This window comes from Clostridium sp. DL1XJH146 (assembly GCF_054819755.1).
Window position 1 is genome coordinate 57,301 of the sequence record NZ_JBTVVN010000020.1, and the last position, 13,023, is coordinate 70,323.

Annotated in this window: 10 protein-coding genes; 1 reads left to right on the forward strand and 9 read right to left on the reverse strand. The window is 29.2% G+C overall.

Translation table 11 applies throughout. The annotated features are described in order from the left end of the window. Positions 1-14: 14 nt before the first annotated feature. From ACVHXK_RS11135 to ACVHXK_RS11165, 7 genes are all read right to left on the reverse strand, one after another. Positions 15-1,124 carry a Gfo/Idh/MocA family protein gene (locus ACVHXK_RS11135; protein WP_461206467.1) on the reverse strand — a complete coding sequence of 370 codons (1,110 nt, stop codon included), beginning with the start codon at positions 1,122-1,124 and terminating at the stop codon, positions 15-17. Positions 1,125-1,285: 161 nt separating this feature from the next. Next, the gene (locus ACVHXK_RS11140) at positions 1,286-2,599 is read right to left on the reverse strand and encodes a nucleotide sugar dehydrogenase (protein WP_461206468.1); all 1,314 of its coding nucleotides are present in this window, start codon (positions 2,597-2,599) and stop codon (positions 1,286-1,288) included. A 36-nt stretch (positions 2,600-2,635) separates the two neighbouring features. Then, positions 2,636-3,739, reverse strand: a complete 1,104-nt coding sequence (locus ACVHXK_RS11145; protein ID WP_461206469.1) for a DegT/DnrJ/EryC1/StrS family aminotransferase — start codon at positions 3,737-3,739, stop codon at positions 2,636-2,638. Between the two features lie 30 nt (positions 3,740-3,769). Further along, a complete protein-coding gene (locus ACVHXK_RS11150) occupies positions 3,770-5,611 on the reverse strand; it encodes a polysaccharide biosynthesis protein (protein ID WP_461206470.1) in 1,842 nt (613 codons plus the stop codon). Positions 5,612-5,730: 119 nt separating this feature from the next. Next, positions 5,731-6,798, reverse strand: a complete 1,068-nt coding sequence (locus ACVHXK_RS11155; protein ID WP_461206471.1) for a tetratricopeptide repeat protein — start codon at positions 6,796-6,798, stop codon at positions 5,731-5,733. A 155-nt stretch (positions 6,799-6,953) separates the two neighbouring features. Continuing rightward, the gene (locus ACVHXK_RS11160; protein ID WP_461206472.1) at positions 6,954-8,687 is read right to left on the reverse strand and encodes a phospho-sugar mutase; all 1,734 of its coding nucleotides are present in this window, start codon (positions 8,685-8,687) and stop codon (positions 6,954-6,956) included. Positions 8,688-8,812: 125 nt separating this feature from the next. Then, entirely contained in the window at positions 8,813-9,457 is a 645-nt protein-coding gene (locus ACVHXK_RS11165; RefSeq protein ID WP_461206473.1) for a 50S ribosomal protein L25, read from the reverse strand. 219 nt (positions 9,458-9,676) lie between these two features. Between ACVHXK_RS11165 and ACVHXK_RS11170 the strand changes: the two genes are divergently transcribed. Then, positions 9,677-10,933, forward strand: a complete 1,257-nt coding sequence (locus ACVHXK_RS11170; RefSeq protein WP_461206474.1) for an oligosaccharide flippase family protein — start codon at positions 9,677-9,679, stop codon at positions 10,931-10,933. 167 nt (positions 10,934-11,100) lie between these two features. Here ACVHXK_RS11170 and ACVHXK_RS11175 read toward each other — a convergent pair whose 3' ends face one another. After that, a complete protein-coding gene (locus ACVHXK_RS11175) occupies positions 11,101-12,114 on the reverse strand; it encodes an alpha-hydroxy-acid oxidizing protein (protein ID WP_461206475.1) in 1,014 nt (337 codons plus the stop codon). Positions 12,115-12,346: 232 nt separating this feature from the next. Further along, positions 12,347-12,790, reverse strand: a complete 444-nt coding sequence (locus ACVHXK_RS11180; RefSeq protein ID WP_461206476.1) for a 2-thiouracil desulfurase family protein — start codon at positions 12,788-12,790, stop codon at positions 12,347-12,349. Positions 12,791-13,023 lie beyond the last annotated feature (233 nt).

Here is a 13,023-nt window from a genome sequence, read left to right on the forward strand (position 1 = left end):
TGATTACCTCCGAACTATTTAATTATGTTATCTATCATTTCCATAGTTGAAAAATCTTCTAAAGGAAATTTCACAGGTAATCCTGTTTTTCTAGATTTATATGCTGCAAGAATTATTGACAAAGCTTTTTCCCCTTGTTCTCCACTAATTAAAGGCTCTCTATCTTCTTTAATGGCATCTATGAAATCTTTAAATAAAGGAGTATGACCATAACCATATACACTATCTGGATCTCCTTCTTGAGCCCTAATAATTTCATCCTCTGAGTCTAACTCATCTCCAAATCTCCAAGTTTCAATTCTATTAACTGCAAGTCCGCCAATACAAACTGTACCTTTTTCTCCAAAAATACTAAGCGTTTCTTCTAAATTTTTAGGGTATACACAAGCTGAACCTTCAACTATACCAATAGCACCATTTTTAAATTTAATCATTATAGCTCCAAAATCTTCACCTTGGATATCTCTGATATATGTATCTGCCATTGAAAATACTGTGTCTATTTCTCCACCCATCATCCATTGAAGTAAATCTATGTTATGTATACATTGATTCATTAAAGTTCCGCCATCAAGTTCCCATGTACCTCTCCAAGGTGCCTGCTCATAGTAACCCATATTTCTATTCCAAAGTATCCTTGCTGTTCCATTTATCAAATCACCAAATCTATCATCTTCGATTGCACTTCTCAATTTTTGTATTGGTACGTTAAACCTATTCTGATGGCATACACACAATTTTACATTATTATCCTTGGCAGTTTTAATCATTTTATCAGCATCTTTCACTGAAAGAGCCATTGGCTTTTCTACTACAACATGTTTATTTCTTTCCATACAATAAATTGCTATTTCTGGATGATATCCACTTTCAGTAGATATTGATATTATATCTATTTCTTCTTTTTCAAGCATTTCTTTATAATCTTCATATATTAATATTTCATTATTAAGTTCGCTATTATCTAATTCAGACAAATATTCTTCTCTTCTACCTTTTGCTTTTTCAGTTGAAATGTCACAAAGGGCAACTAGTTCAATCTCATTTCTATTATCTAATATTCCTTGTATATGTTTATAAGAAATTCTTCCACAACCAATAATTGCAATTTTAAATTTTTCCATTTTTCACTCTCCCAAATATAGAAAGGATAAACACTTTGTTTATCCCTTTATAATTTCCGTACAAGAAACTAAGTAAATAAGGTGTAAATAAAGTAAGCATAAATCAAAAATTTTTACATCAATCTTATAATTGCATTACTTATATACTCTTTTATTTTTCTCTATAATTTATTTATTTTTTCTCTACTTTCCATAACATTCTTTGTAGCATTTCTAGTATCATAAATTATTCTAGCTCTATTTACAATTGATTGATAATCATAACAACTATGATCTGTAGTTATAATTACAATATCAGCCTCATCAATAGTCCTTTCTATATCAACACTATTATATGTCTTTCCACCATGTTTAAAATTAGAAACAAAAGGATCATTTACTAGTACTTCAGCACCATTTTTTTCTAAATGCTCAATTACTTTTAATGTTGGTGACTCTCTCATATCATCTATATCTTTCTTATATGCAACACCTAGTAATAATACTTTTGCGCCATTCATTGCCTTCTTATCTTGATTCAAAAGCTTCATAGCATTATCAACCACAAATTCAGGCATAAAATCATTTATTTCTCCTGCAGTTTCTATTAATCTTGTATGGTAATCATACTCTCTAGCTTTATAAGTTAGATAAAATGGGTCAAGAGGTATACAATGTCCTCCCAGTCCCGGACCTGGATAAAACGCCATATATCCATATGGTTTTGTTTTAGCAGCATCTATAACTTCCCAAATATCAATTCCCATTCTCTTGCATAAGATAGCCATTTCGTTTACAAGGCCTATATTTATATGCCTAAAGGTATTTTCTAATATTTTTTCCATTTCTGCAACAGCTGGGGAAGATACAGTATGTATTTCTCCTTCTAAAACATGCTTATATAACTCTGCTGCGATTTCAGTACAATCTGGTGTACATCCACCAACAATTTTAGGAGTATTTTTTGTTTTATATATTTTATTTCCTGGGTCTACTCTTTCTGGTGAGAAAGCTAAGAAGAAATCTTCTCCACACTTAAGTCCTGATTCTTCTAATATAGGCTTCACAATCTCCTCAGTAGTTCCCGGATATGTAGTACTCTCTAAAACAACAAGCATTCCTTTATGTAAATATTTTGCAATAGAACGTGTTGAAGCTTCTACATAAGATACATCAGGTTGTTTAAATTTATCAAGTGGTGTAGGAACTGCTATAGCAACAGCATCAACTTCTCTTACAAAAGAAAAATCAGTTGTAGCTTTAAGCATACCATCTTTTACTAACACTTCTAATTCTTCATCTATAATATCTCCAATATAATTATGGCCCTCGTTTACCATATTTACTTTCTCATCTTGAACATCAAACCCAATAACCTTATATCCTGCTTTTGCTTTCTCTACAGATAGTGGAAGTCCAACATATCCTAATCCTACAACTCCTATTGTAATATCTTTTGTTCTTATCTTATTTATTAAATTATCTTTTAAATTCATATTATAACCCCCTGAATTCCAATTAATATATACTTTTTATAAACTGAAATACTCTTTAATTTTCATAGCAACATATTCTTGTTCTTCTTTTGTGATTTCTGGATAAAGAGGAAGAGCAAAAGTTTTTGTACAAGCATCTTCTGAGATCGGCAAATCACCATCACTATAATTTAAATGTTTATACACTTCTTGGAAATGTACTGGCACAGGATAGTAAGTTCCTGTTGCTACACCATTTTCTTTTAAGTATGCTGTTATTTTATCTCTATCTTTATGCTGTACTGAATATAAATGAAAAACATGTTTAGTATTTTTTCTTATTGTCGGCAAAACTAATTCAGTGTTTGCTAAAAGTTTGTTATAATATTCAGCTTTTTCTAATCTTGAATTATTCCATTCTTCTAGATATTGAAATTTAATCCTTAGTATTGCAGCTTGAAGTTCGTCAAGTCTACTGTTATGACCTATAGCACTATGTATGTATTTTATATTACTACCATGTACTCTTAGTAACTTAATTTTTTCAGCTATATCCTCATTATTTGTTACAATCATTCCTCCGTCGCCATATCCACCCAAATTTTTAGTAGGGAAAAATGAATAACATCCTACATGACCAATAGAACAAGCTTTTCTACCTTTATATTTAGCACCAATTGCTTGACAAGCATCTTCTATTACATATAAGTTGTGTCTTTCAGCAATTTCCATAATCTTGTCCATGTCACACATCTGACCAAAAATATGAACAGGTATTATTGCTTTAGTTTTATCAGTTATCATCTTTTCTATACTGTCTGGGTCAATGCAAAGAGTATCTTCTTCGATATCAGCAAAAACTGGAGTAGCACCAACTACAGAAGTAGTTTCTGCTGATGCAAAGAACGTAAAAGGAGTTGTTATGACTTCATCCCCATGTCCGATTCCAAGAGCTTTTAAACAAAGCATTAAAGCATCTGTTCCATTTGCAACTCCCATACCGTATTTAACTTCTGAGTAAGTTGCTATCTCTTTTTCTAATTCTTTTACATTCGGTCCCATAACGTATTTAGTTGATTCTAAAACTTCTTTAATAGCTTTATTAATATCATCTTCAATAGTTTTATACTGCTTTTTTAAATCCAACAATTTAACTTCCATAATACTTCCTTTCCAATACATATTTTTTATCTATTTTTCATTTGGTTTATAAGTTGAAACTTTTTCTTTCAACAAATTAATTACATCAATATTATCTTTTTCTATCACTTTTTTAAATTGGTCTATTGAACTGTTAATATACTCCATATCATAAGAATGAGGTTTTTCCACAAAAATTTTTTCATAATCCGTAGTAGTTAAAGCAACCTCATCTATTAAAAGTTCTTCATATAATTTTTCGCCCGGTCTTAATCCAGAATATTCTATTTTAATATCTTCATTAGGCTTTAAACCTGAAAGTCGTATTAAATCTTTAGCTAAATCAACTATTTTAACAGGTTTACCCATATCTAAAACAAAAATTTCTCCACCTCTTGCAATTGCACCTGCTTGTATTACCAATTGTGCCGCTTCAGGTATTGTCATGAAAAATCTATTGATTTCCGGATGCGTTACCGTAACTGGTCCACCAGAAGAAATCTGTTTTTTAAACAATGGTATAACAGAGCCATTACTACCTAGTACATTCCCAAATCTAACAGCAACATATTCCGTATTGCTTTCTTTAGCAAATCCTTGTATTATTTTTTCACAAAATCTTTTAGTTGCTCCCATAACATTAGTAGGATTGACGGCTTTATCAGTACTTATCTGCACGAATTTTTTAACATCATATTTTTCACTATATTTTGCTAAATTATAAGTTCCAATAACATTATTTTTTATTGCTTCTTTTGGATTATCCTCCATTAAAGGAACGTGTTTATGTGCTGCTGCATGGAATACGACATAAGGCTTATATCTACTGAAAATTTCTTCAAGTCTTTTTTCATCACGAATAGATGCTATTATTACTTCTAAATCCAATTCTTTATGCTGTCTTTTCAATTCCATTTGAAGATCATATGCATTATTTTCATAAATATCTAAAACCAAAAGTTTTTTAGGCTTAAATTTAGTGATTTGTCTGCATAGTTCAGAGCCTATTGATCCTCCTCCACCGGTAACTAGCACAACTTTATCATTAATGTATTTATTAATATTTTCATTGTTTAATTTAATAGACTTTCTTCCAAGCAAATCATTTATATCTACTTCTCTAAGTTGATTAATTTTTACATCACCATTAATAATCTCATACAATCCAGGAAGAGTTTTTAGTCTGCATCCTGTATCTTTGCATATATTATATATTTCTTTTTTACTCTTAAATGGAATAGACGGAACTGCAATTAGTATTTCCTCAACTTCATTTTCTCTACAAATTCTATCTATATTTTTTCTATTCCCTAAAACCTTTATTCCAAATATACTTTTACCAACTTTACTTAAATCATCATCAATAAATCCAACAACCTTATAATTTAAAGATTTATGTCTCTTTATTTCATTAAAAAGCATTACTCCCGCATCACCAGCACCAAAGATTAATGTATTGATTTTATTTTTTGCTACAATATCCCCAGTATATTTATTATCCCTAACCTTAATGAAAATTCTTGCAATAATCATCATTATAGTGACTAAAATCCAGTATACAATATGCATCATAATTAACACTTTAACTTCAATATAACTTAGTTTTCTATAATATATAATGTAACTAATTGCAAAAAGTATAATATTTGATACTGAAGTAGATATAACTGTTGTTAAAAATTCTTTACCTGTAGCATACTTCCACATACAATCATATAAATTAAATATTTTATTAAAAAACAAAGTTAAAATGACAATGAGAAATATCTTAATCCCTAAAAAAGTTAAAGGACTTTGAGGAATATTCATCTCAAATATAAGCGTTAATGATATGTACATTGAAAACATCACAATAATACTATCAACTATGTATAACCTGTACTTACTATTCAAAAACAACACTCCTAACGGTATCAATATATATTTTCTCATAACTTCCAGAGTAATTATACATCAAACATTTTACTGAAATATTAAGAAAATATTACAAACTTTTACTCTGAATAAATTATTTATTTAAAATATCTTTCTATTTCTTTTAAAATTTCATCATTCTCATCAATTTTCTTAGCTAGTTCAAAATGATATTTTGCCTGCTTTTCATCTCCATTATTTAAATAACACATAATCAAATTTGTGCAAATTTCAATAGATTTAGTTGCTTCAAATGCTTTTCTTAAATATTCTATTGCATCTTTGTAATTACCAACAGATGCTAGGTTTATACCCATTTCATTAAACATCTCTGGGAATGAACTATCAATTGCTATTCCATCATTTAAGTAAAATATAGCTTTATCAAAATTCTCTAAATTCCTATAAGCTATAGCTATATAATAATATACACTTGCGTTATTTCCCATTTCTTTCAAATATGGCACTAGTATTTTTAAAGCTTCTTCTGGACTATCATAAACTAATTCTTTTGCCTTTCTAAATTCTACTTCTATTTTCAATGCTTCTTTTGTGTCCGTTATCTCTGAAGTTTCTGTTCCTCCATTTCTAATAAACTCATTTATATGAAATAAAGCTTTTTCAGAATCCCCTTTTTCTTTTAAATATTCTGCATAATAAATATGAGATATATTATTATTTTCTAGCTCCCTACTCATTTCAATTATATCCAATAATTCCTTATCATAATCTTTATTGTTTTTTCGAAGTTCATTTGCTAACATCAATAATTTTTCATTTACTTCTTCACTATTTTTTACTAAAGAAAGACCTTTTAACAATATATAAGCCTCTTCATATTTTTTTACTCTCACTTGTTTAGCAATTAATCCCTTTACATACTCCAAGCTCTTATCTAAATTTCTTAGTAATTCAATATAATATTTGTTATATTTAAATTCTTTATCTAATCCTAAAACAGTAAACATGCCTTCTACAAAGTAACCAATGGAAATTTCATCTATTTCATCACCCTTTTGAATTTTTTCTATTAAACTCTTAGCTGAAATAGGCATATAAATTTCTTCATTTATATTAACTCCAAATAAACCTTCTATTCTTTCCTCATTAATACTCAAAAATAATATATCATCAATTTTATTTCTAAAACTTTCTTTTATTGCCATAATGCCTCCTAGTGTAATTATTCTTAGTAATTAGAATACAATTTTCTATATTAATTGCCTCTTAAATTATATACAAAACTATAGAAAAAATCTCTTTTTTTTCGTATAAATTCACAAAAAATTTAAAAGCTGCTTATTCAGCAGCGTTTAAAAATCTATTTTGTTGCCATATTTATTATTTTCATAACTGAATTTGTAAAAGATTGTGTTTTATTCTCTGACCCTTCTAAACTATCCCCTATTACAGATAAATATATTTTCATCTTAGGTTCTGTTCCTGAAGGTCTTACAACAAACCAAGAACCATCTTCAAGTATAAATTTCAAAACATTTGATGTCGGCAAATCAATCTTTTCTTCATTTAAATTAACTAAATCTTTTTCTATGCTCAATTTATAATCAAAGGTTTTAACAATTTTCACACCATCAATATTGTCTTCCATAGAATTTCTCAAATAATCAAGAGCATTTGTGATTTTTTCTTGACCTTCTTTCCCTTCTAACTTTATAGAAACTAAACTTTCTTTAAAGAACCCAAACTCTTTATACAAGTTAATCAATGCATCGTATAGACTAATTCCTTTTTCTTTGTAATATAAAGTCATCTCACAAATTAATGTAGCTGCAATTACTGCATCCTTATCTCTTACAAAATCACCAGCTAAATATCCATAGCTTTCTTCAAATCCAAATAAATATGTATTTTCCTTAGTTTTTTCAAATTCTTTAATTTTTTCACCAATATATTTAAATCCAGTTAATGTATCTATTATTTCAACTTCATACTTTTCAGCAATTTTTCTTGCCATTTCAGAGGTAACTATTGTCTTAACAACTACACCATCACTTGGCATTTTATCTTCTTCTTTTAATGAAGATAATATATAGTCAGTTAGTAATGCGCCCATTTGATTTCCTGTTAAAACTCTATATTCATCAGAACTATCTTTTACAACCGCTCCAATCCTGTCACAGTCGGGATCAGTTCCAAAAATAATATCAGGTTTTATTCTTTTTGCCATATCTAAAGCAATTTTGAAAACTGCTGGTTCTTCAGGATTTGGATAACTTGCAGTGGGGAAATTACCATCTGGTAATTCTTGTTCCTTTACTACTGATAAATTTTCGTATCCTAGTTCCTTTAACACTCTTCTTACAGGTACATTTCCGCTACCATGAATTGGAGTATATATTATTTTTAAATCTTTTGCTTTGTTTTTTATAAGCTCATCTCTTATAGAAAGATTTTTCACTTTATCATAATATTTTTTATCAACTTCTTCTCCTATTATGATTAAAAGCTTCTTTTCTATAGCCTCATCGTAACTCATTGTTTTAATTTGATCGAAATCTACAACTTTATCGACAAAATCAATTATTCTTTTTGCAGGTTCGTCTACTACTTGTCCACCATCTTCTCCATATACCTTATACCCGTTATACTGCTTTGGATTATGAGAAGCAGTAACAACAATTCCAGCTTTTGATTTTAATTCTCTTACTGTGTATGACAGCATTGGTGTCGGTCTTAAACTTTCAAATAAGTTTACTTTTATTCCATTAGCACACAATGTAGTTGCAGCTCTTTCTGCAAATTCATTTGACATATTTCTAGAATCACAAGCAATACTTACTGATATATCTTGGTCTTCATAGCTATTTAATAAGTAATCAGCAAGACCTTGAGTTGCTTTACCTACAGTATATACATTTAATCTGTTTGAACCTGCTCCAATTACACCTCGTAATCCACCAGTACCAAATTCTAAATCTTTATAAAATCTATCTTCTATTTCTTTTTCATCTTTAATACCCTTAAGTTCATTTTTTGTTTGTTCATCAATTATTGATGAAGTTAACCATTCATTGTATTTATCTCTATAATTCATTGGAACCCTCCTCAAAATATTATATGAACATTATACAATATTTTGGTAATAAGATACAACACTTAAATAAAATATAGCATTTAGGAACTCACAATCCTAAATGTTATATTTTAAATCTTATGTATCTAATTAGCTTTTTCTTCTTCTTCTTTGCGATACGCTAACTCGTCTTTAACAAGGCTATTAAGGGCACTTTTTTCATCTTCAAGTTCTTCTTCAATTTTATTATTTATATAATTTACCGAAAATAGAATTGTATCCAAATCTGAAGTAAATGAAATTTCTTCACCCACTTCTACATCTCTTACTCTGTATACTGCTCCAATATTCATATTTGAAACGTCAACCTCAAAAGATTTAGGAATTTCATCTGGATAACATTTTATTTTAACTTTATCTTTTTCCTTCTGCAAAATACCTCCCTTACTTAAAACCGCACCCTCACCTTTTAAAATAATGGGCACTTCTGTTTGTATCATGGTATTTTGGTTTATTTCTTCAACATCGATATGAACTATTTCATGCTTTAATGGTTCTCTTTGGATTTCTTTAATAATCACCTTATGTGGATTATTATTTAACTCTAGATTAAAAACAGCATGCTCACCATCTTTTTGGACCTCTTTACTCAAATCTTTTCTATCAAATGATATTAAAGTTGTATCAATATTCTTACCATATAAAACACCTGGCACTTTGCCTTCTCTTCTTACCCTTTTAGCGCTATTATGACAATTTTTATCTCTTTTTTGACAACATACTTGTTCCATAATACCCCTCCTTACTTGAATATTATGGCCAAATACATATTTTTTATACATTTATAACAGTTTTCAAATTTATTAATTTATAGTTTCCTATTTATTAGATACGCCTCTTAATTATTAAGTTATATTTAGTTACATAGAAGTAAAACAGTACAGATTGTAAGTAATTCCTTCGAATGCTATAATACATTTGAATTAAATTACGATAATGAGAGGTATAATATGACAGACAATTCAAAATTAAAATTTGCTATCAAAAATGGTTTTATACATATTTTCAGCGCTAACTTTTTAAATAAAATAGTTCAATTTGCATCATCATTGGTATTAGTTAGAATTTTATCTACTAAAAATTATGGAGATTACTCATATGCTTTAACTGCTCTAAATATGTTTCTATTGCTTCAAGGTATAGGAGTTGTACCCGCTGTTTTGCAATATTGCAGTGAGAAAACTAATTACGAGGATAAATATAAATATCTTAAATTCGCATTAAAACTAGGTGTTTTAGCCAACTCTACCATATCTCTAGCTATTTTAATTTATACAAGTTTTTTCAAACTTCCCGTGGTAGATAGTACAGAAATACTTAGAGCTTTCTTTTTCTTCCCAATAATACTAATTCTATTTGAATTAATTTCTATATTTTTCAGAACAGAGTTAAAAAACAGAGAATTTTCTTTTTTAACATCTTCAAATACAATTTTATTCTTTTTATTTACTTTTATACTTGGTCTCTTTTTTGGCTTAAAAGGAGTCATTATAGCAAGGTATTTAGCTTACTCAATAACATTAATAATTGCATTTTATTTATCTAGGATTTATATTATTCCTTTGTGGAAAGCATCAAAGCTGGAGAAAACAGAAAAAATCTCCTTTACCAAATATGCTCTTACTTGTTCTTTTACAAATGCAATTTCTCAATTATTACTTCTTTTAGACACTTTTTTAGTAGGTTTAATAACTAAAGATAGTATGTCGGTAGGTGTATATAGAAATGCAACTTTAGTGCCTTTCAATCTTCTATTTATTCCTGGATCAATTATGATTTTTGTATATCCTTATTTTGCAAAAAATAACTATGATAAAAAATGGATAAGAGAAAACTATATAAAATTAGAAAAATACTTATTCTTATTTAATTTAACTATTTCAACAATTTTAATAATTGGAGCAAAGCCATTTATACTTCTTTTATTTGGATCAGATTATTTAGATTCTATAGTTCCATTCAGAATTTTAATGTTTGGATATATTATTGCAGGCTCATTTAGATCTCCAGCTGGAAATATCCTTGCTAGTATAAAAAAAGTAAGAGTTAATTTCTATAATGCTATAATTTCTGGAATAGCAAATATTATATTAGATGTAGTTTTAATTTTAAAATTCGGGTCTAACGGAGCTGCTATAGCAACTGTATCTGTTTTTATAATAAGCTCGTTAATAAGTAATGTATACTTATATAAATATTTAAAATGATCATTGCGAATAATACCTTAAAATACTAATGGAATGTGTTTTTACGCATAAAACAACAAAGGGTTAATAACTTTAAAACTAGTTATTAACCCTTTCTATATCTCTTCTATATAAAAGCATATTTACCATAAATATTGTTTAAAACTCTATTTTGATACAGCTTTAATTTAGTATAGCACCCTGCCATCTATATCTTTAATAGTTTTACACCCTGTCAAAACCATTGCAGATTTTAATTCTGATTTTAATCCTTCTATATATTGTTTAACGCCTTCTATTTTTCCTCCAAAAGCGGCTGTTACAAAAGGTCTTCCTATCAATACTGCATCCGCCCCAAGAGCTATCATTTTAAGAACGTCTACTCCTGACCTAACACCACCATCTGCTAATATTGTTATCTTACCTTTTACTCTATCTGCAATTTCCGGTAGTACATCTGCTACTCCTGGAGTGTGATCTAATGCTCGTCCACCATGATTTGATACAACTATAGCATCTACTCCAGCTTCAACTGCTAATTCTGCCTCGTCCGGTGTCATAATCCCTTTTAAAATAAATGGAACCTTTGTATTTTTAACTATTTCTTTTATTTCCTCAATATTTTTTGGCATTACAGGTTTTCCCATCAAAGCCAAAGAAAGAAGTCCACAAGCATCTATATCCATTCCAACTGCAAATACTCCAGCATCTTCTGCTTGTTTTATTTTTTTAATTACTTCTTCATTTACCCAAGGTTTAATTATAGCAATACCTTCTCCATCTACTTTTTTTAATTGTTCTAAATTAGTTTGTAAAAATGTATCCACAGGTCCATCTCCTACCATTGGATATATTCTAGCATCACTACACCCATCAATTACCCAAGATATGTACTCTTCTTCTGTAAACATTCCACCCATATTTAGATTTGTGCCAGCTACTGGAGCTGCAAAAACTGGAATATCCATTTTCTTACCGAATAACTCAAATGATGTATCTGGGTCCTTTGCATCATGAAGAGTCCTTAAATTGACTTTATACGCAGCTAATGATTCGAAGTTTTCTTTAAAAGATGACCCCGTCCCTTTTCCACCCATACCTGGAGTTTGACCAGCACATGCAATGCCATTACATTGTGAGCATACTTTACAAGTTCCTCTTAAATTCTCTCTTGCAGAAGATCTGATTTCTTTATTATCCATTATATATTCCTCCTTAAAATTTAGTTTTTTAATATTCTGTATTTTATCCTAATTATATTATAGTAAATAATTATCAATCATTCTATTTAATTCTAGATATAATTCCAATGCTGTGTCTATTAAAACTTTAGCTAAATAAATTAGTTTAGCCAATATAATATTTTATATATTGAAACTATTTGTTCAAACAATATCCCATAAATCAACAACTCATTATAACAGATCCTGAAAATTAAATCTCTTCAATATTAATAACCTTAATGCTATTTCTTCTAAGCAAAGCCGTCGTTACCCCACAGCCTTCTACTTTATTACCACTAAAACTACCATCATATATAGTATTGCTTCCACAAGAAGGACTTCTTACTTGAAAAATAGCTGTTTCTGCCCCTATTGCCTTTGCTATTTTCAAAGTTTCTTCTGCTCCTCTTATAAATCCCTCTGTATCATCCTCACCTTTTTTATCTAATACCTTAGCTTTCCCATCTAAAACATCATACCCATTCCCACCGACAATTTCTTTAGGAGTTCTCGGTGTTGGTAATCCACCTAATTGCTCTGGGCAAACCAAAACAGCTTTGCCCTCACAAAATAATTTATAAGCTTTTTCATCAAAATTGTTCTCTCCTGAATACTTACAATTCACTCCACAAAGACAAGCACTTATAATATACACTTTTTTTGAAACCCCCTTTTTTTTAAACAAGTGTGCGATTTGCAGAGTGCAGAGTGCAATGGATGATAATTTTCTTCCCCTTGGTCAGTTTAAACCAATGCACAATGCACAATTTACAATGCACAATTATTGATGATTTTCTTCCCTTTGGTCAGATTAAACCAATGCACAATGCACAATTTACAATGCACAATTATTGATGATTTTCTTCCCTTTGGTCAGATTAAACCAAT

Excerpts from the sequence above, each read along its gene's own strand:
- ACVHXK_RS11135 (WP_461206467.1), bottom strand. The coding sequence starts at position 1,124 with ATGGAAAAATTTAAAATTGCAATTATTGGTTGTGGAAGAATTTCTTAT.
- ACVHXK_RS11140 (WP_461206468.1), bottom strand. The coding sequence starts at position 2,599 with ATGAATTTAAAAGATAATTTAATAAATAAGATAAGAACAAAAGATATT.
- ACVHXK_RS11145 (WP_461206469.1), bottom strand. The coding sequence starts at position 3,739 with ATGGAAGTTAAATTGTTGGATTTAAAAAAGCAGTATAAAACTATTGAA.
- ACVHXK_RS11155 (WP_461206471.1), bottom strand. The coding sequence starts at position 6,798 with ATGGCAATAAAAGAAAGTTTTAGAAATAAAATTGATGATATATTATTT.
- ACVHXK_RS11160 (WP_461206472.1), bottom strand. The coding sequence starts at position 8,687 with ATGAATTATAGAGATAAATACAATGAATGGTTAACTTCATCAATAATT.
- ACVHXK_RS11165 (WP_461206473.1), bottom strand. The coding sequence starts at position 9,457 with ATGGAACAAGTATGTTGTCAAAAAAGAGATAAAAATTGTCATAATAGC.
- ACVHXK_RS11170 (WP_461206474.1), top strand. The coding sequence starts at position 9,677 with ATGACAGACAATTCAAAATTAAAATTTGCTATCAAAAATGGTTTTATA.
- ACVHXK_RS11175 (WP_461206475.1), bottom strand. The coding sequence starts at position 12,114 with ATGGATAATAAAGAAATCAGATCTTCTGCAAGAGAGAATTTAAGAGGA.